Origin of the sequence: Cobetia sp. 1CM21F (assembly GCF_023161745.1) — a bacterium.
GTDB classification, from domain to species: domain Bacteria; phylum Pseudomonadota; class Gammaproteobacteria; order Pseudomonadales; family Halomonadaceae; genus Cobetia; species Cobetia amphilecti.
In genome coordinates this window covers 1-19360 of the sequence record NZ_JALNTQ010000003.1, presented here as the reverse complement: position 1 = coordinate 19360, position 19360 = coordinate 1, and the positions used below count along the sequence as shown (strand labels likewise).

Below are 19360 nucleotides of genomic sequence, written 5' to 3'. Positions count from 1 at the left end.
CGCCATGGCCTGGGCTCAAACGGCAGCACGCCAGCCCCGAGGAGCTGGCGTGCCGGTCTTGCTGCGAAGGGAGCGCGTGATCAGTTGAACAGCCCCTGAATCGCGCCCTTCAGCTTGTCGCTGGCGCCTTCGCCCAGCTTGTCGTCGATCTTCTTGCGGGTATCTTCGTCGAGCTTCTCATCCAGCTTCTCGCTGACCTTCTCGCCCGCCTTGCGCTTGGCTTCATCCTTGGCCAGTTCCGCTGCGGCACTCTGGAAGCCTTTCTGATCGAAGCCACACCACTCGCCCGGCTCACCGCTCAGATTGCCCTGACACTGTACCGGGAAGCGCAGCTTGATCAGACGCGGATTGACCTCACAGGCCGCGTCATCCGCGCCCTCGATGAAGCGCGCCGCCACGTTGTAGTCGAAGGCCTCGGTCGGCAGGTTGAGCTGGCCCTTGCCGTCCAGAGCGATGCCAGGGATCGCCAGGGCGAGATCCTGATTGCTGATCACGCCATTGGTGACCGTGAAGCTGCCCTGCGCGCGCTCCAGCGGCGTATTGGCCTTCCACTCGCGCGAGGAGGTCTTGCCACTCAGCGTCGCCACGGCAGTGCACATCTCCTTGGAGATATTGACGTCGAGCACCTCACCATTGCGAATCTCGAAGTTGCCCTTGCCGTTCAGATTGCGCTTGATGCTGTCGATCTGATTGGTGCTGGTGGTGTAGTCACCATTGAGCGTCAGGCGACCGCGCAGGATGTCCTTCTGCTCCGGTGCCAGCGCCTTGAGGAACGGCGCGATATCCAGATTGGTCAGCTTCTCGCCGAAGCTCATGCTCAGCGGTGTCTTGCGGCTGTCGATGCGTGCATTGGCCGCCAGCGAGCCGCCATAGAGGCTGGCCGTCAGGCTATCGAGCTGCTGCACACCCGGCTGACCGGACAGCTTGGCGGTCACCTTGCTCATCTCGAGCCCCGAGGCGATCAGCGTGCCGATATCCAGCTGCCCCTGAAGGCCCAGCGTCTTGAGCAATGCCACCGGCAGCAGCTCCGCGTCACCATCGGCTGCATAGACCGGCGCGATCACGCCCGCCGTGAGCGCTTCCCCCAGGCTTGCCGTCTTCTCGTCTGCGCCCGCCGGTGCCAGGTAGTCATCGAGATTGAGCGCGTCGACATCCAGATCGAAGGTGATCTGCGAGGCATCGAAGGACGAGCCGAGGCGCCCGTTGATGGTGGTGTCATCCAGCGCCATCACCAGATTGGTCAGCTGCACCTGCGACATGTCGCCCTTGAACGGGCTGGAGAAGGCCAGCGAGGTCAGCGCGCTGCTCTTGGCGGTCTGCGGCGCCTCCATGCCGACACGCGTCATCCACGCCTTGGGCGACAGCGGTGCCAGCTTGAACTGACCGCTATAGCTGAGCGCATCGCCGGTGATGTCCTTGGCCTTGAGCGCCCCGCTGAGGCGCAGGTCACTGCCGGAGGTCAGCAGCAGATTCTCGAGATTCGCCGTGCCCGCCGCCAGGTCCGCTTCGGCACCGAAGGTGGCTTTCAGCGGCAGGGCCTTGTCACCCAGCGCGGCCTGATGGAGCGTCGCGTCCAGCTCGGCGCCATCGGCCAGATACAGCTGCTTGTCGGTGTCCAGCGTCAGGGTGTCGATATCCAGCGCCACGCTCTGGTCCTCGTCACCCAGCGACGGCATGCGCGTGGTGGTATCCAGGCTCACGCCGGTCAGCACATGACGGCCGCCCTGCAGGTCCAGCGCCACCTTGCCATCGAGGCTGACGGTGCTCTGAAGCTCCGGCTCACGCCCATCGGCCACGAACGACAGCTCGACCGGGAAGGCCTTGTCGGGGCTGACGTTGGAGGACGTCAACGCCACGTCGTTGAGCGTCATGTCGAGCCCGCTGGCCGCGTCCTGATAGGCGATCTGACCATTGGTGACCTGCACCGAGGCGATATCGAGATTGACCGCCATGCTGCCGGCGCCATTCTGCACCGACGGCGTCGTGTCATCCGCCAGCGCCACACCGGCGCTCTTGGCCGGCGGCAGCGCTTCATCCGCCGCGCCACTGTCGGCGGCCGTCGCCGCATGCTCGAGCAGGCTTTCCCAGTTGCCACGCCCCTGTGCATCACGCTCGAGCGCCAGCTTGAGGCCGTCGAGGAAGACGCCTTCGACTTCGACTTCACCGCTCAGCAGTGGCGTGAAGGACACGCCGACTTCCGCGCGGGTAAAGGAGGCAAACGGTGACTGGTCACGCTCCTGCTCCGGCAGCCAGGCTTCGGCGTCCTCGACGCTGACGCCGAGACGTGGATAGAAGGACCAGTCCAGCGGGCCGTTCAGGGCCAGTTCCAGCCCCGCCTGGTCCTTGACCGCCTTGACCAGTCGCGGCTTGAGATCATTCGGATCGAGGAAGGTGGTGACATAGATCACCCCTGCCACGACCACCAACGCCAGTACTCCGACGATGGCCAGCAAGGCTCTGAACAGTGCTTTCATCTGCGTCCTCCCTTTGACACGATGAGAATTGCTACGGTGCCCTCACTCCAGAGGGCAGCATATGGAATGGCGCTGGTGACTCGTGGCATCAGGCGATGCCCTTTCTCCCGCTCATCATCTAGCTCGAGCGCTGCGCGCCACCCTCCCGCACAGCGAGACAGCCTCAAGACAGAAACGATGATGACACAGCCGGTGGACAGGTCGCGTTGACGTCAGTTCCGCATCCGGCAACGACCGGGGTCACTCCTGCGCCAGCACGAAGCCGTCGCGGGCAGGGTCTCGCACATAGCCCAGACGTGATACCAGCAGCTCGTCGGCCAGGGTCAATCCCTGACTCGGCACGACCAGCAGACGCTGGGCACTGGCCGCTTCCAGCGACAGCAGCGCCATCAGGCGCGTACCGACACCGCGTCGACGCGTGCTCTTGCGCACGCAGCAATGGCTGATCTTCCAGGCATCGCCTTCATCCTCGCAGAGTAGCGCGCCGATATGACGATCGTTGAAGAAGGCGCTGCAGAAGCGGTGTCCCGCGGCGAGATTGGCCTGAATGAAGTCATCCGGGGCGAGCGGGAGACGCTCACTGGGGGCTTCGTGATAGATACGCGACAGATCGATACGGACTTGCTCATCGGTTTGCCAGCGTGAGTGATCGATCATCTGAAGAGTGACCGGCATGGTGAGATCCTCGCCCGCGATATGAATGCCCGCCATTGTAGCGGATGCCATTGTCCTTTCTCTATAATGACGGGTCGGGCAGGCACAAAGACGACGCGCCTGCCGCCGATCAAGCGCCCCGCCGACGGCTCTCTGCCGTCGTCAATGCCCTGATCACGATTTCGATTGCGACATCACATGACAATAACCACATGATGCGCACTTCCCGGCCGGACTGGACACACGCCTCTCTTACCAAAGGCCCCAGACTGCGCCCAGACCCCATCGGCCTCGAAGCCGCTGATGGCGTCACCGACCGCTGGAGAGACATCATGGTAGAGCGTATCGCCGAAGTTCATCGCAACACCTCGGAAACCAAGATCCGGGTCCGCATCAATCTGGACGGTGAAGGCAAGCTGAGCGCCAACACTGGCGTGCCCTTCCTCGAACACATGATGGACCAGATCGCCCGTCACGGCGTGATCGACATCGAGGTCGACTGCGATGGCGACCTGCATATCGATGACCACCACACCGTCGAGGACATCGGCATCACCCTGGGTCAGGCCTTCGCGCAGGCGCTGGGCAACAAGGCCGGCATCCGCCGTTACGGCCATGCCTACGTGCCGCTGGATGAAGCCCTGTCTCGCGTGGTGATCGACTTCTCCGGTCGTCCGGGTCTGTTCATGCAGTGCGAGTTCACCCGCGGCAACATCGGTCGCTTCGATACCCAGCTGTTCTGGGAATTCTTCCAGGGCTTCGTCAATCACGCTGGCGCCACCCTGCATATCGACAACCTCAAGGGCTTCAATGCCCACCACCAGGCCGAGACCATCTTCAAGGCCTTCGGCCGTGCCGTGCGCATGGCGGTGGAAGAGGACGAGCGCATGGGAGGCCGTATCGCCTCCACCAAGGGCTCGCTGTAAACGAATGATCCGGGCGCCAGACGCCTGACATCCAGCGCCGGAGCCTGCTCCGGCCTTCGGGAGAAAGACATGACGATTGCCGTCATCGACTATGGCATGGGCAACCTGCACTCCGTCGCCAAGGCGCTTGAGCACGTGGCTGACGAGAATGTCGTGATCACCAGCGACCCGCGCGCCATCCGCGGTGCCACCCGCGTGGTGCTGCCTGGCCAGGGCGCCATCCGTGACTGCATGGGCGAGCTTGAACGCGCCGAGCTGCGCGGTCTGGTCGGCGAGCTGCTGAGCAACCACAGCAAGCCGCTGCTGGGCGTATGCGTCGGTCAGCAGATGCTGATGGAGCGCAGCGAAGAGAACGGTGGCATCGATTGCCTCGCCTACTTCAAGGGCGACGTGAAACGCTTCGATGACCAGCAGCTGGACGAGCACGGCCAGCGCCTCAAGGTGCCGCACATGGGCTGGAATCATGTCGCGCACACCCAGGGCCACGCGCTGTGGGAAGGTATCGAGGACAACTCGCGCTTCTACTTCGTGCACAGCTTCTATGTGTCGGCCAGCGAGCGCTCCAAGGTCTACGGCGCCACGCACTACGCCGGTGCCGAGGCGCACGTCGCCATCGGTGAGGGCAGCCTGTTCGCGGTGCAGTTCCACCCGGAGAAGAGCGCGGCCGCCGGCCTCAAGCTGCTCGAGAACTTCGTCCGCTGGCAGCCCTGAAGGCTCGCCCGCGTGACCCTCGGCGTCTGTCTCGCGTGACGGACGCCGATACATCCGCCTTCGATATACCGACGACAATACAGGCGTGCCCAGACACGCCGAGAGGACACCCGACATGCTGGTAATCCCCGCGATCGATCTCAAGGACGGTCAGTGCGTACGCCTGAAGCAAGGCCGCATGGAAGACTCCACCAACTACGGCGATGACCCGCTGGCCATGGCCGCGCGCTGGGTCGAGGCCGGTGGCCGTCGTCTGCATCTGGTCGATCTCAACGGTGCCTTCGAAGGCAAGCCGGTCAATGGCGACGCCGTGACACGCATCGCCCGCGCCTACCCGGAGCTGCCGATCCAGATCGGTGGTGGCATCCGTGATGCCGCGACCATCGAGCACTACCTGGAAGCCGGTGTCGGTCAGGTCATCATCGGCACCAAGGCCGTGAAGGAACCGGCCTTCGTCGCCGAGATGTGCCGTGCCTTCCCGGGCCGCATCATCGTCGGTCTCGATGCGCGTGACGGCTTCGTGGCCACCGATGGCTGGGCCGAAGTCTCCACCATCAAGGCCACCGAGCTGGCCAAGCGCTTCGCCAACGACGGCGTGTCCTCCATCGTCTACACCGACATCGCCCGCGACGGCATGATGCAGGGCGTCAACATCGAAGCCACCGTGGCACTGGCCCGCGAAGGCGGTATCCCGGTAATCGCGTCCGGCGGCGTGACCAACCTGGATGACATCCGTGGCCTGGCCGAAGTGGCCGATCAGGGCATCCTCGGTGCCATCACCGGCCGCGCCATCTATGAAGGCAGCCTGGACATCGCCGAAGCGCAGGCGCTGTCCGACTCCATCACCGGCCGCAAGGCCTGAGGGGAGCGATCATGGCACTCGCCAAACGCATCATCCCGTGTCTGGACGTCGACGCCGGTCGTGTCGTGAAGGGCGTCAACTTCGTCGGTATCCGCGATGCCGGTGACCCGGTCGAGGTCGCCAAGCGCTACAACGAGCAAGGCGCCGACGAGATCACCTTCCTCGACATCACCGCCAGCGTCGACAACCGTGGCACCACGGTCGAAATGGTGTCGCGCATCGCCGGTGAGGTGTTCATCCCGCTGACGGTGGGGGGCGGCATCCGCACCTGTGAAGACATTCGCACCATGCTGAATGCCGGCGCGGACAAGGTCTCGATCAACACCGCCGCCGTGTTCAACCCGGACTTCGTGCGTGAAGCCGCAGAACGCTTCGGCAGCCAGTGCATCGTGGTCGCCATCGATGCCAAGCGCGTCAGCCAGGACGGCGAGACACCGCGCTGGGAGATCTTCACCCACGGCGGCCGCAAGCCGACCGGACTCGACGCCGTCGAGTGGGCGAATAAGATGGTCGAGCTGGGCGCCGGCGAGCTGCTGCTGACCAGCATGGACCGCGATGGCACCAAGGCCGGTTTCGATCTCGGCGTGACACGCGCCATCTCCGACGCCGTCAGCGTGCCGGTGATCGCCTCCGGCGGTGTCGGCACCCTCGACCATCTGGTGGATGGCGTGCTCGATGGCGGTGCGGATGCGGTGCTGGCCGCCAGCATCTTCCACTTCGCCGAGTACACGATCCCCCAGGCCAAGGCGCATATGGCCGCACGCGGTATCGAGATGCGCCTGTAAGCGCAGCCGCAGGTAGTTCAGGCAGAAACGCGAACGCCGCCATTTCCTCAGGGAATGGCGGCGTTCGTGTCTTCAGGGACAGCCTCTTTCGCTCAGACGTAGCCCAGCTTCTTCAGCGGCTTGAGCGCCTGCGCGAGTCGCTGGTCGGCAAGCGCCATGATGTCCGCGACCAGGTGCTTCTCGGCGGCAGGCAGCATCACGCGCTCCCCGACCCACAGCGCCAGCTCCGCCAGATCATGCTGATTGCCCAGCCGCGCGGCCGCCTTGTCGAGCAGTTCCGGCTCGCGGCGCCGTCCGTGACTCGGTGACTCGAGCTCCCGCGCGGCTGCTTCACCCAGCGCCTCGTGCGCCAGTGCCAGCTGGAACATGCGGTACTTGACCCACTTGCGCAGCCGGTGAGAGGTCTCGATCTCACGCTTGCTGGCCACCTGCGCCGCAAGCTTGCTGATGCGATGACGACTGAACTCCAGCCCGATGTTGAGCTCCTCCACCGTCAGCGGTGCCGCCTGCCAGGCCGCCCGCTCTTCGCCCAGCAGCGTCTCGAGCGGCGCGTGATCCAGCTCGCCTTCGGGCTCGCTGAGCGCGGCACTGGTCAGCCCCGGACGCAGCGCATCCAGCAGGCGCTGACTGCGCTCATCCACCCAGGCGTAGGCGCGACCATGGGTCTTGCGCAGCATGTGCGCCTCGCGCGGCCCGGCCAATGCCTTGGCGACGGCGCGCGGACGCGCCTGATGCTCACTCACCGCCGACTTGCCCAGTGACTCACGCCGCAGTTGCCACCAGCCGCGCAGCTGCTTGCAGTCGACGCGCAGCGCATGCACATCCGCCGCGCTCAGCGTCGGCTGCGCGAGACGCTCACGCATGGCGTCCAGACGCGCCTGAATCACGCCATTCAGCGCTGCGTTCATCGGAGAAGAATCCTGCTGACGGGTGTCGCTCATCTGTCTCTCCAACAACGGCTGGCCAGTCATCACTGGCACCAGGATGGCCCGAATCGGGCCGCTCAGTCCTGCAAGGATAGCCCGAGATTGCTGACATCTTCATTGCGGCCCAACTGCTTGAGCGCGCGCCAGTCATCGCGGGACAGCTGCGGGGCTTCGACGCTCTCGAGCACGGCGTCCTGGAAGTCACGCTCATCGATCATCAACGGATGCTCGCGAATCATGGTTTCCAGCGCTTCCTGCTCGATGCCCTCACCAGCCTGCAGGTCGATCAGCGCGCGCACGCCATCGGCGGACAGACGGCTGATCTTGAGCGCGGCTTCCGGCTCTTCGCTGATCAGCACATCGATGCAGGCGGTCAGCGCCATCACGGCTTCCAGGGCGCGGCGCGCGCCGAAGCTGTCGTCCTCCTCGGCGGGCTCGAAGGCGGTGACCTTCTCGGCCTGCAGCGAGAAATCGATCTTGGCATCGCGCACGCGCAGCTGCTCCCAGACGAGGTCCAGCAGCTTGCGCAGCTCACGCGTGGTGTCCAGCGCGCTGGCCGTGCCATTGGCTTCGGCGTAGAAGCCGGCATTGGGCAGGAGTCGCTCGGTCAGCGCCGCCATGAAGGCAGTACGGCGCACGGGGGCCAGCGCATCAAGGCGCGCACGGAAACCGGATACAGGCTGAGTCATGACGGCTCTATTCTCACTTCACTATTCAATATGCGGCGTTCGCGCTGGCGTCTTGGCTCCGCCAGCCGCGATGTCACCGGAGGTCGCTATAGGGTATGCGATAGGATAGGCGAAAGGGTAGCGCCCGCGCGTAGCCGGATGGGCGCGAGCCTGCTCGAGCGCTGCCGTGCTGCCGCACACCTCAGGGCCACAGGCACTCCGTCGGCACGCGGCCGGCACCATCGAACAGGATGCCTTCGCTGCGCAGCTTTTCCCGCTGGCGCACTGCCCCGCCGTGCTCGGTGACCTTGAGCGAGGCATTGATCACGCGATGCCACGGCAACTGATGGCCATCCGGCAGGTGACGCATCGCCGAGCCGACCATGCGCGCGCTGGCGCCATCGGTCATCTTGGCGATACGGCCGTAGGTGGTGATGCGGCCTTCGGGAATCTGCGCCACCACGGTGTAGATCTGTTCGAGCAGTTCGGCCCGCATGCGGTTCTCTCCTTGTCGTGTCGCGGCTGGTTCGCCCGGTGCAAGTACTGATATGCCGGCACTGGGGCCTTTACGCTGACATGGCGCTCACGCATGATGAAGCCATGCATCTTTACTTCATACATCAGGGGCAACTCCCTGACACTGAACCAGATTCAGCCGCCGATACCGCAACGCTAGCGCATGACTGGCAGAGTCCGCTACGTCTCAAGGACTGGCTTTCCGGCATGGGGCACAGCTTCAACACCAGCTTCCCGCTGGCAGGCGAAGCCTTGCCGGGCATCGATGATTTCCATGCGCTGGTGGTGCTGGATGGTCCGCAACGCCTGTCGAGCGCCGCACAGCCCGCCTCGCCCGCCGAACAGCAGTCGCTGCGCCTGCAGCGCAAGTTGATTCGGCGCACGCTGAACAGCAATCGCCCGCTGCTGGGGGTTGGCCTGGGGGCGCGACTGATCGCCGAGCAGATGGGGGCGATCGTCTCGTCCGCCGTGGTGCCGCAGCGTCGCTGGGCCACGCTGACGCGCAGCAACGAGTGCCCGCTGGGGCTACCCACCGAGTTCGAGGCCTTGATGTGGCACAAGGAGATCTGCGGACTGCCGGAAGACTGCGAGCTGCTGGCCAGCAGCGAGCATACGCCAGTGGCCGGCTTCAGCTGGGATGAGGGTCGCGTGGTGGCGCTCAACTTCCATCCGCACATGGATGCGGCGGCCACGCAGGACCGCCTGGCCCGCCATCCCGCGCCCCTGGAGGGCAATGGCGTGCAGTCACGCGAGACGTTGCTGGAGGACCCGAAGCGCTTTGATCGTCAGGCGGCCCTGCTGGACCGCCTGCTGGTGGACTGGCTGAATGCGTGAGCGCTGACCGGCGCCCGTGAGGGATGTCAGCGCTGCCAGCGGTGATTGGCGCTCCACTCACGCGCGAAGGCAAGGCTGTTGTCCCAGTCGCCGACGTGCAGGAAGGTGCGCTCGTGCTTCTCGAGCTGATAGCGGTACATCGGGTCGTAATACTCGCTGAGCAGCGGCGCCAGCCAGCCTTCATGGGCAATGGGGTTGCCGCGCTTGTGCTCCTGGAAGGCGATGTCCTGCATGCGCACCAGACGAGCAAGGCGCGCACTGCCCAGGCGCTTGCGCAGACGCAGCAGCGCCTGACGCAGCTGGCGCTGCATCAGGGTCCAGCCGAGGAAGGCACCATAGTGACGACTGTAGGTGGACCACAGCCCCTCGATATAGTCCTTCTGAATCTGCACGACTCGCCAATCCAGCGGCATCTCGACGCGGATCAACGGCGCCTGCTCCATCGCGCGCCAGGTGGCGAGCGGAATGTTGACGCTGCCGATGAAGCGCGACTCGTCTTCCATGATGGTCGGCGCTTCATCCTCAAGCGTGAGCATCTCGGCGGCGATGCGGTGCTCGAAGTCGATCTGGCTCGGCGCCGGGAAGGGGTGGCGGCCGAAGGCCGAACCCTTGTGACGCGCACAGCCTTCCAGGTCGATGCCATTGTCCAGCGCATGGATCAGCTCGGTCTTGGCGCAGCCGGTCAGCCCGCCGATCAACAGCATCGGGGCCTGCTCGGCACGCTCATCGATATGCTGACAGAGCTGCTGACGCATGGCCTTCCAGCCGCCCTCGATGCGCGGACGCTCGATCCCCGCTTCCTGCAGCCACTGCTGACTGAGCTGGGAACGCATGCCGCCGCGGAAGCAATAGAGAATCGCGTCAGGGTGCCGCTCGACGTGCTCGACCCAGGCGCGGATACGTGCGCGCTTGATCCCGCCGCTGACCAGTTGATGGCCAAGATGTACCGCCGATTCCGGGCCGACCTGCTTGTACTGCACCCCGACGCGATGACGCTCCTCATCATCCATCAGCGGCAGATTGACGGCACCCGGCAAGGCACCAGCGGCGAATTCGACCGGCGCACGCACATCGATCAACGGACGGCCGTCGCGAATCAGGTCGCAGCTGGCCGCCACGGTGGGCAAACTCATGGGCATCTCTCGGCAGACAGAACAGGATTGAGGCAATGGGCGGCGACTGGCTGACTGGCCGCACCATCAAGGGGCCATATTCTAGCGCAAGCGTGCAGCCGCCCCCAGCCTTGTGCTTTCACGCCAACGGTGGCGTCAGGCGCACCCCCTGCCCCGGCCCGATCCCGGCCGGACCGAACAGCTGACAATCGGGGCAGGCAGCGGGTTGTTCTCCGTGGGCGCGATGCGCTTCGGCGACCGAGTCGCGCAGCGAGGCGATCGCCGCCTCGGCGGTATGGAAGTAGTTCTCACGCCCCATGCGCTCGAGGAAGCCACCGCGCTCCATCACTTCCAGCGCGTACATGCGAAAGCCGCACATGCTGAGACTGCCGCCGGCATCGCGCAGGCGACGTTGCTCGATCTCGAGCATCTCGGCGCCCGCGATATCGATGAAGTTGCAGCCGGTGCCCAGCAGAATGACGTGCTTGCCGGTATAGCGCGCCAGCTTGCGCTGGACATGGTCGACCGCCCCGAAGAACAGCGAACCATCCACACGCAGAATCACCACTTCCCGGCACTGGGCCAGCTGATAACGCTCGGCATTGCGCACTCCAAGCTCCGGGTGTTCCGGATCTGGCGCCATCTCGACCAGACGGGGCCGTGAGGTGCGGTTCAGATACAGCACCAGTGAGACCAGCACTCCGGCGAAGATGGCGAACTCCAGCGGCAACAGCAGGGTAGCGAGGAAGGTGATCACCAGCACCACCGCCTCTTCGCGGCTGACGGCCAGAATCTGACGGATATGAGCGACTTCGATCAGGTTGGCGGCGATCACCATGATCAGGCCCGCCATCGCCGGCAACGGCAGCCAAGCGGTCACGTCAGGCACCAGCAACAGCACCGCCAGCACGATCAGTGCCGCCACCACCACCGACAGCGGGGTGCGGGCGCCGGCATCATAGTTGGCACCGGAGCGCGTGAAGGAGCCGGAGCCGGCAAAGCACGAGAAGAAACTGCCCGCCAGATTCGACAGCCCCTGGCCGATGAACTCCTGGTTGCCGTCGATACGCTGATGCGAGCGTACGCCGATGGCGCGCGCGATGGAGACCGCCTCGATCAAGCCGAGCACCGCCAGCGCGAAGGCCGCCCCGCCCAGCGAGCGCAGGGTGTCAAAGCCCAGCGGCGGCAGGGAAAACGGCGGCAGGCTGCCGGACAGGGCGCCGACCATCGGGATACCTGCCGCGCTGCCGCCGAGCAATGCCGCGACACCGCAGCCGACGGCCATCGCCACCAGCATCCACGGCAGCTTGCGATTCAATCGCCGGACCAGCACGGCCGTGAGCAAGGTGCTGAGCCCCGTGATCAGCGTGGCCCACGAGGTATCGCCTAGATGCCCGAGCAGCGTCCACCAGGTGCCGAGGAAGCTCGAGGCATCGCCAAGCGCGATGCCGAACAGGTGCTTGAGCTGACTGGTGGCGATCAAGACCCCGGCGCCGGCGGTGAAGCCGATCACCACCGTGTGTGAGATGAGATTGACCAGCGCCCCCATACGCATCAGCCCCAACGACAGCTGGATGATGCCGACCATGCAGGTCAGCGCCAGCACCAGCGGCAGGTATTCGGGGCTGCCCGGCGCGGCCAGGGTCGAGACGGTACCGAACACCACCATCGAGATCGCCGCGGCCGGGCCACTGACCATATGCCGCGAACTGCCGAACAGGCCGGCGATGATCGCCACCACGATGGCGGCATACAGCCCATGCGCCGGAGGCAGGCCGGCGATCAACGCATAGGCTACCCCCTGGGGCAGCACCAGCACCGCGCCACTCAGGCCCGCGATCAGATCAGAACGCGCATCTCCGGGCGACAGCTGACGCATCCAGCCGAGAAAGGGCAACAGTCGCGACAGACGATAGGCCGCGGCACTGGTGTGCTCGGGCCCCTCTGCCGTCTCGGTAGATTCGGGAGATTCGGGGGGCGGCGAGGAAGGAGGCGGAGTATCAGCGGACAAGAAGTATCTCCGTGGCGAGGCAGGAAAGAAGTCGTCAGCCGGTAGCCGCAATGTCCCTGAGCGTTCTCGGGGCGGGCTTGAAACCAGCGGTGATAAGTCTATCGCTGAAATCACTAATGAAACAGGGCCGCCACATGCTCGACAGCGACCTGTGACCTTGCGGCCCTTTCCCTAGAAAGAGATATGTTGAAGAGAGACGATGAAGAGACATGATCACGGAACACGGTGACGAGACACGATAACGAGAAACGAAGAGAGACGAGAAGACACGGCGCTGGCCATGCCGCGCCCGAGCAGTGACAATACCCGTTCCTGACACCGCTGCGGACCCTGACGCCATGACCACCGACGCTACGCCGACCGATACCACGACTCCCGAGACGGCGGGTGGCTATACCCCGCCGCTGGATGCCAGCGAAGCCGAGGCCATCGACGCCACGCGCCAGTGGGTCGAGACGCACATCATCGCTGACAATCTGTGCCCGTTTGCCGCGCGCGAGATGGCACGCAACAGCATCCAGTATGCCGTGGTGCCCGGAGCAGGGCTCGAGCGCAGCCTGCAGGCACTCGGCGACGAGCTGCTGAACCTGGACGCCAATCGTGACGCCGAGACGACGCTGGTGATCTTCAAGGACGGCTTCCGCGACTTCGATACCTACCTCGAGCTGCTCGACTACGCCGAGGCGCTGCTCGAAATGCAGGGCTATGAAGGCATCTATCAGCTGGCCAGCTTCCACCCGGAATACGTGTTCGAGGATACCGAGGAAGACGACGCGGCCAACTACACCAACCGCTCGCCCTACCCGATGCTGCACCTGCTGCGCGAGAGCTCGGTCGAAGCCGCCATCAATGCCTACGCAGGCGATGTCGAAGAGGTACCGGGGCGCAATGAAGAACTGATGCGCGAGCGCGGAGTCGAGCTTCTGGTCTCACGCCTCAAGGCCTGTGCTCACGCCGCCCGTCAGGCTGACAAGCAGGACTGACAAGCAGGACTGACAAGCAGGACTGACAAGCAGGACTGACAAGCAGGACTGACAAGCAGGACTGACAAGACAGACTGAGCTTCGTGCTCGGAGAAAACCCCATACGAACAAGGCCAGCCGCGAGGCTGGCCTTGTTCGTTGCATGCAACGTCACACCACGATGTCCCCGTGCGGCAGGCTCACACGGAAGGCGCAGATGTCACAGGGCTTCCAGTGCCTGGGACAGCTTGTCGACCGCCACGATGGTCATGCCCTTGGGCGGATTCTTGGGGGCATTGCCCTTGGGCACGATGGCGCGCGTGAAGCCATGCTTGGCGGCCTCGACGATGCGCTCCTGACCACTCGGCACCGGACGGATCTCGCCGGACAGCCCCACCTCGCCGAACACCACCAGCTCGCGCGGCAGCGGACGGTTCTGCAGGCTGGAGACCACCGCACACAGCACCGCGAGGTCGGCGCTGGTCTCGAGCACCTTGACCCCGCCGACCACGTTCAGGAAGACATCCTGATCGCCGGTGAACAGGCCGCCATGCTTGTTGAGCACTGCCAGCAGCATCGACAGGCGATTGCCGTCCAGGCCGACGGCGACACGGCGGGGATTGCCCAGCGGCGAGTCATCCAGCAAGGCCTGCACTTCGATCAGGATCGGTCGCGTGCCCTCCCACACCACCATCACCAGACTGCCGGAGGACTGCTCCTCGCTGCGCGACAGGAAGATCGCGCTGGGATTCTTCACCTCCTTCAGGCCCAGCTCGACCATGGCGAACACGCCCAGCTCGTTGACCGCGCCGAAGCGGTTCTTCTGGCCACGTAGCGTGCGGAAGCGCGAATCGCCATCGCCCTCCAGCAGCAGGGAGGCGTCGATCATGTGCTCCAGCACCTTGGGCCCGGCCAGCGAGCCGTCCTTGGTCACGTGGCCGACCAGCAGCAGCACGGTATTGGTTCGCTTGGCGAAGCGGGTCAGCGCGGCGGCGGACTCACGCACCTGCGAGACACCCCCCGGCGCGGATGACAGATCCTCCAGATGCATGGTCTGGATGGAGTCGATGATCAGCACCTCGGGCTTCTCGCGCTCGGCGGTGGCCAGAATCGTCTCGACGCTGGTCTCGGCCAGCATCTTGAGCCCCTGGGTCGGCAGCTGCAGACGATGGGCGCGCATCGCCACCTGCGACAGCGATTCCTCGCCAGTGACGTAGAGTGAGCGCTTGTGCTGGGCGAGCTTGCAGGCGGTCTGCAGCAGCAGTGTCGACTTGCCGGCCCCCGGGTGGCCACCGAGCAGCACGGCGGAACCTGGCACCAGCCCGCCGCCCAGCACGCGGTCGAACTCTCCGAAGGTCGAGGAGAAGCGCGGCACCTCGGCCAGCGAGACATTGGAAAGATCGGTCACGTTGTCGCTGAGCGTGCCGGCGTAGCCGCCCCGCCCATTGCTGGCGCTACGCGCGGTACCACCGGCGACGGCCCCCGCAGCGGGGGCGGCGCCGGGCAATACCGTGGCGCCGACGCGGATTTCCTGCAGGGTGTTCCACTCGCGGCAGCCGCTGCACTGGCCCTGCCACTTCGAGAATTCGCTACCGCATTCGGTACATACGAAGGCGCTCTTTGCTTTCGCCATCAGACAATCCTGTCGGGAAGAAATGATTCTCGGCGCCGTGGCGGAATGTCGTCAGCCGTGGATTTCCAACGGCCAGACACAAGGAAGGCGGCTTGCGCCGCCTTCCTTGTGCTCACGATCGCCTTGTGGCGCACGGCACGCTTACTGGCGCTTGAGGCGCAGTGTCTCACCGTTCTGGAAGCGACGCTTCTGCGGGTCGACCAGCTCCAGGGTCTGGGCATCCAGACGCAGGAAGTAGTAGGTCTGGCCTTCGCCGTCCGGCGTCAGCTCATAGACGGTCGCGTTCGGGTCCGTCACGGTACCGGACAGCACGTCCCACTGGCCTTCGTAATGCTCCGGATCCGGCTGCTGCGGATGATCACGATAGGTGGCATCGAGACTGAAGGTACGCTCATCCTGGGCTGCCTCTTCGGCACCCTTGAGGCGTACATCGAGGTCAATGCCCGTGCAACGACGACACGGCAGGGTGCCCTTGTAGACGGCAACCTGCTCGCTGGCTGTCTCGGTGGCGCTGTTGTCAGCGGCTCCGTCATTGGTCTGGGCCGTTGATGCGCACCCGGCGAGACCGACCATCAGCGCGGCTCCCACCATCAGAGTCCTGATCTGCATTGAATCCTCCTTAAGGCGATGACTCGATAGCAGCGTCAGCGCTATCGACGGCGAGCGGTCTGCCGGTTTGGCAGGCAGACCGCTCACAAGCTTCCACGCTCAAGAATAGCGGGTATCCGCCCCGAGAGGCCACCCCCGATGGCGTTTATCGAACACCATTCGCTAAATCGTGTCGGCCTCAGCCGCGGCGATCATGGCCATTATCGAGAAACGGATAGTCGGTGTAACCCTTGGCGCCACCACCGTAGAAGGTGTCCGGGTCCTGCTCGTTGAGTTCAGCGCCGAGGCGAATGCGCTCGACCAGGTCCGGGTTGGCGATATACGGGCGCCCGATGGCGACGGCATCCGCGATGCCCTCATCGATGATACGTGCCGCGCTCTCACCGTCGTAATGGCCACAGAAGATCAGCGCGCCCGTGACGCGCTCGCGCAGGGCACGACGGAAGTCATCGCTGAACTTGATGTCGCCACCGGCCCAGTCCGGCTCGTTGACGTGCACATAGGCGATGCCACGTCTGGAGAGCTGCTCGGCCATGTAGAAGGCCATCTCTTCCGGCTCGTCATCGGTCAGACCGAAGATCTCGATGAAGGGCGTCAGGCGGATGCCGGTACGCTCAGGGCCGAAGACTTCGGCGACGGCATCGACGACTTCCAGCGTCAGGCGCGCACGGTTCTCGACCGAGCCACCGTACTGGTCAGTGCGCTGATTGGTGCCGGTGGCCATGAACTGGTTGAGCAGATAGGCGTTGGCGGCGTGCACCTCGATCATGTCGAAACCGGCACGCTTGGCGCGCACGGCGGCCTGACGATAGTCCTCGATCAGCTGGGGAATCTCGTCCGTCTCCAGGGCGCGCGGCGTACTGGTGGGGTGACGTCCGCTGGTGCCGTCCTCGAACTCGACGAAGCACTGGGCGCCTTCACCGCGCAGGGCGCTCGGCGCGACCGGCTGCTGGCCATCCGGCTGCACCATCTCATGCGAGACACGCCCGACGTGCCACAGCTGCAGCGCCATACGACCGCCCTTGGCGTGCACCGCCTGGACGACGCCCTTCCAGCCCGCTTCCTGCTCATCGGTCCAGATGCCCGGCGTGTAGACATAGCCACGTGCGGTGGGCGAGATGTTGGTCGCCTCACTGATGATCAGGCCGGCACCGGCACGCTGACCGTAATAGGCCTGCTGCAGCTCACCGGGCACGCTGTCGGGGGTACGAGCACGTGTCAGCGGTGCCATCAGGATGCGGTTGGGCAAGGTCAGATCACCGAGCTTGACCGGATCGAGCAGGGTGTCAGCGTACGGGGCATTGGTGTTGGCAGTCATCGGGACTCCTTGAATTGCAGGACTTCACCCAGCGTCCTCACCGTGCAAGGTCGCACGAGCTGGGCAAGCATGCCTGTGACATGCGGCACACCGAGCGCTGCTTCAAGCACGCACATCGCACGAGAATAATGCCGGCATGGCAACAATGGGCGAGGCCCGCCGTGCGGCCACTCCTGGGCTTCTTTCAACACCCCCTCACGACAGCCCTTCACAACACCCTCTCCCGACAGTTCTTCACAACACTCTCTCCCGACAGTGCTTCGCAACACTCTCTCCCGACAGTGCTTCGCAACAGTCTCTCTCGACAGTCCTTCGTAACAGCCTTCAATCACCGCTCCAATGCCCCTCATGACTCACTCAGAGCGCATGCCGGTGCTTGTACCGCGACGATCCAGCGGGCAACATGAAAAGCATCCATGACACGGGTCATGCACTGTCACCAGCGGCGAGAAATCATGAGCAAGTACTGGAGCCCCCAGGTCCACGACCTGACCCCCTACGTCCCCGGCGAACAACCGCGTGAGCAGCTGATCAAGCTGAACACCAACGAGAACCCCTACTCGCCGGCGCCCGCCGTGGAGCAGACGCTGCGCGAGTTCAATGCCTCCGATCTGCGCCGCTACCCGGACCCGAGCTCCCGCTCGCTGCGCGCCGCCCTGGCCGATACCTTTCATGTGGCCGCCGAGGAAGTCTTCGTCGGCAATGGCTCCGATGAGGTGCTGGCGCTGGCCTTCCAGGCATTCTTCCGTCAGGACAAGCCGCTGCTGCTGCCGTCCATCAGCTACAGCTTCTACCCGGTCTACTGCCGCATGTATGGCATCGAGTCGCGCAGCATCGCACTGACCGACAACTGGGAAGTCGATCTGGAAGCCTTCGGCAACGACAATGGCGGCATCATCTTCGCCAACCCCAACGCCCCGACAGGGCATGGCCATGGCCGCAAGGCGATTGCCGCGCTGCTGGAGCGCAATCCGCAGAGCGTGGTACTGGTCGACGAGGCCTACGTGGACTTCGGCGGCGAAAGCGCCATCCCGCTGATTCATCAGTATCCGAATCTGGTCGTGACGGGCACTTTCTCTAAGTCGCGCAGCCTGGCGGGCATTCGTCTTGGCTATGCCGTGGCCTCGCGTGAGCTGATCGAGGGTCTGGAGCGCGTAAAGGACTCCTTCAACTCCTACCCCATCGATCGCCTGGCCGAACAGGTCGGCGTCGCTGCGCTCAGTGATCCCGACTATTTCGATGAGTGCCGCACACGGGTTATCACCACTCGCGAGCAGACGCGCGATCGCATGGCCGCGCTGGGCTTCGAGATCCTGCCCTCGCAGACCAACTTCGTGCTGGCGACTCACCCGACCCACGATGCCGGCAAGCTGTTCATCGGCCTGCGCGAACAGGGCATCTTGGTGCGCCACTTCAACACCGACGCACTGCGTGACTATCTGCGCATCAGCATCGGTACCGATGCCGAGATGGACAGCCTGATCGAAGCCCTGGAAACCCTGTGTCGCTGAGATAGCGCACGGGCTGGCCAGTGATTGCTCCAATCAAAGAAGGCGCCCAGTGGGCGCCTTCTTTCATCAGGATGTCAGTCAGGAGTTCACCGTACGGTCCATCCACACAGCTCATCACACAGTTCGTCGTATCGTTCATCGCACCGAACACTCTGCAGGAGCACAACATGACAACGGACAGTCCCTCCATGGCTTCAGACGCTACCCCGACACCCCGCCTGCCTCTGACGCGGGTGCATCACGTGGCGCTGATCACCGCGGATTACCCTCGCGCCAGGCGCTTCTATCTCGAGGTCATGGATGCGCAGGTGATCAACGAGGCCTATCGTGAGGCCCGCGACAGCTACAAGCTCGATCTGCGCCTGCCGGGCGGCATCCAGCTGGAGCTGTTCTCCTTCCCCTCGCCGCCTGAGCGCCCCAGCTATCCGGAAGCCTGTGGCCTTCGTCACCTGGCGCTGGCGACGGAAGACATCGATACCTGTGTCGAGCTGCTGATCGCGCGTGGCGCCTCGCCAGAGCCGATACGTGTCGATGAATACACCGGCGCTCGCTTCACCTTCCTGGCAGACCCTGACGGCACGCCCATCGAACTCTACGAAGTCTCGCCCTGATGTGATGGCGCACTGAAACTTCACTGGCCCTGAAGATAAAAGGCCCCTGTCGATATTTCGACAGGGGCCTTCTTGTGTCATGTGCGCGTTGCTTGGGCAAAGCTCTTTTCTTTCGCCCACAGCCGATTCGCATGCAGGACTCTCTACGCAGCTTTTACTGACCACAAAGAGAACCGCCCCTGCAGCAAGGCTGCAGGGGCGGTTCAGTATAAGTGCCTGACGATGACCTACTCTCAC

18 protein-coding genes are annotated in these 19360 nt (G+C 64.4%); 8 read left to right on the top strand and 10 right to left on the bottom strand.

What is annotated here, in order from left to right; translation table 11 throughout:
• Positions 1 to 80: 80 nt before the first annotated feature.
• Together MSG32_RS11400 and MSG32_RS11395 are read right to left on the bottom strand one after the other, a co-directional pair.
• Positions 81 to 2474 carry an AsmA family protein gene (locus tag MSG32_RS11400; protein ID WP_248379737.1) on the bottom strand — a complete coding sequence of 798 codons (2394 nt, stop codon included), beginning with the start codon at positions 2472 to 2474 and terminating at the stop codon, positions 81 to 83.
• Positions 2475 to 2714: 240 nt separating this feature from the next.
• Positions 2715 to 3200, bottom strand: a complete 486-nt coding sequence (locus MSG32_RS11395; protein ID WP_248379735.1) for an acetyl-CoA sensor PanZ family protein — start codon at positions 3198 to 3200, stop codon at positions 2715 to 2717.
• Between the two features lie 260 nt (positions 3201 to 3460).
• Here MSG32_RS11395 and hisB point away from each other — a divergent pair, with 260 nt between their 5' ends.
• From hisB to hisF, 4 genes are all read left to right on the top strand, one after another.
• On the top strand, positions 3461 to 4054 hold the full coding sequence (gene hisB, locus MSG32_RS11390) for an imidazoleglycerol-phosphate dehydratase HisB (RefSeq protein WP_043336716.1): 594 nt from the start codon (positions 3461 to 3463) through the stop codon (positions 4052 to 4054).
• Between the two features lie 69 nt (positions 4055 to 4123).
• The gene (gene hisH / locus MSG32_RS11385; protein WP_054555217.1) at positions 4124 to 4765 is read left to right on the top strand and encodes an imidazole glycerol phosphate synthase subunit HisH; all 642 of its coding nucleotides are present in this window, start codon (positions 4124 to 4126) and stop codon (positions 4763 to 4765) included.
• 115 nt (positions 4766 to 4880) lie between these two features.
• Positions 4881 to 5627 (top strand): 1-(5-phosphoribosyl)-5-[(5-phosphoribosylamino)methylideneamino]imidazole-4-carboxamide isomerase, encoded by a 747-nt coding sequence (hisA, locus tag MSG32_RS11380; protein ID WP_043336722.1) that lies wholly within the window; start codon positions 4881 to 4883, stop codon positions 5625 to 5627.
• Between the two features lie 11 nt (positions 5628 to 5638).
• Positions 5639 to 6412 carry an imidazole glycerol phosphate synthase subunit HisF gene (hisF, locus tag MSG32_RS11375; protein ID WP_248379733.1) on the top strand — a complete coding sequence of 258 codons (774 nt, stop codon included), beginning with the start codon at positions 5639 to 5641 and terminating at the stop codon, positions 6410 to 6412.
• Between the two features lie 92 nt (positions 6413 to 6504).
• On the opposite strand, the gene MSG32_RS11370 is transcribed toward hisF, so the two are convergent.
• The 3 genes from MSG32_RS11370 to MSG32_RS11360 form a co-directional block, all read right to left on the bottom strand.
• Positions 6505 to 7353 carry a CHAD domain-containing protein gene (locus tag MSG32_RS11370; protein WP_248379731.1) on the bottom strand — a complete coding sequence of 283 codons (849 nt, stop codon included), beginning with the start codon at positions 7351 to 7353 and terminating at the stop codon, positions 6505 to 6507.
• Positions 7354 to 7415: 62 nt separating this feature from the next.
• A complete protein-coding gene (locus MSG32_RS11365) occupies positions 7416 to 8027 on the bottom strand; it encodes a DUF416 family protein (RefSeq protein WP_248379729.1) in 612 nt (203 codons plus the stop codon).
• Positions 8028 to 8208: 181 nt separating this feature from the next.
• Positions 8209 to 8502, bottom strand: coding sequence for an MGMT family protein (locus MSG32_RS11360; RefSeq protein ID WP_043336737.1), 294 nt, complete (start codon positions 8500 to 8502; stop codon positions 8209 to 8211).
• Between the two features lie 104 nt (positions 8503 to 8606).
• Here MSG32_RS11360 and MSG32_RS11355 point away from each other — a divergent pair, with 104 nt between their 5' ends.
• A complete protein-coding gene (locus MSG32_RS11355) occupies positions 8607 to 9356 on the top strand; it encodes a type 1 glutamine amidotransferase (RefSeq protein ID WP_248379727.1) in 750 nt (249 codons plus the stop codon).
• A gap of 26 nt (positions 9357 to 9382) precedes the next feature.
• Here the strand turns inward: MSG32_RS11355 and mnmH are convergent, their stop codons facing one another.
• On the bottom strand, positions 9383 to 10489 hold the full coding sequence (mnmH, locus tag MSG32_RS11350) for a tRNA 2-selenouridine(34) synthase MnmH (protein ID WP_248379724.1): 1107 nt from the start codon (positions 10487 to 10489) through the stop codon (positions 9383 to 9385).
• A 118-nt stretch (positions 10490 to 10607) separates the two neighbouring features.
• Entirely contained in the window at positions 10608 to 12479 is a 1872-nt protein-coding gene (locus tag MSG32_RS11345) for a SulP family inorganic anion transporter (RefSeq protein ID WP_248379722.1), read from the bottom strand.
• Positions 12480 to 12817: 338 nt separating this feature from the next.
• On the opposite strand from MSG32_RS11345, the gene MSG32_RS11340 reads away from it, so the two are divergent.
• The gene (locus tag MSG32_RS11340; protein ID WP_107335681.1) at positions 12818 to 13462 is read left to right on the top strand and encodes a DUF1415 domain-containing protein; all 645 of its coding nucleotides are present in this window, start codon (positions 12818 to 12820) and stop codon (positions 13460 to 13462) included.
• A 199-nt stretch (positions 13463 to 13661) separates the two neighbouring features.
• Here MSG32_RS11340 and radA read toward each other — a convergent pair whose 3' ends face one another.
• The 3 genes from radA to MSG32_RS11325 all read right to left on the bottom strand — a co-directional run bounded on the left by radA (position 13662) and on the right by MSG32_RS11325 (position 17001).
• Entirely contained in the window at positions 13662 to 15074 is a 1413-nt protein-coding gene (radA, locus tag MSG32_RS11335) for a DNA repair protein RadA (protein ID WP_248379720.1), read from the bottom strand.
• Between the two features lie 141 nt (positions 15075 to 15215).
• Complete coding sequence (locus MSG32_RS11330; RefSeq protein ID WP_043336742.1) at positions 15216 to 15683, bottom strand: copper resistance protein NlpE N-terminal domain-containing protein; 468 nt, start codon at positions 15681 to 15683, stop codon at positions 15216 to 15218.
• A gap of 178 nt (positions 15684 to 15861) precedes the next feature.
• Positions 15862 to 17001, bottom strand: a complete 1140-nt coding sequence (locus MSG32_RS11325; protein WP_176675955.1) for an alkene reductase — start codon at positions 16999 to 17001, stop codon at positions 15862 to 15864.
• A 455-nt stretch (positions 17002 to 17456) separates the two neighbouring features.
• On the opposite strand from MSG32_RS11325, the gene hisC reads away from it, so the two are divergent.
• Both hisC and MSG32_RS11315 read left to right on the top strand, forming a co-directional pair.
• A complete protein-coding gene (hisC, locus tag MSG32_RS11320; RefSeq protein WP_248379718.1) occupies positions 17457 to 18512 on the top strand; it encodes a histidinol-phosphate transaminase in 1056 nt (351 codons plus the stop codon).
• A gap of 167 nt (positions 18513 to 18679) precedes the next feature.
• On the top strand, positions 18680 to 19123 hold the full coding sequence (locus tag MSG32_RS11315) for a VOC family protein (RefSeq protein WP_248379716.1): 444 nt from the start codon (positions 18680 to 18682) through the stop codon (positions 19121 to 19123).
• Positions 19124 to 19360 lie beyond the last annotated feature (237 nt).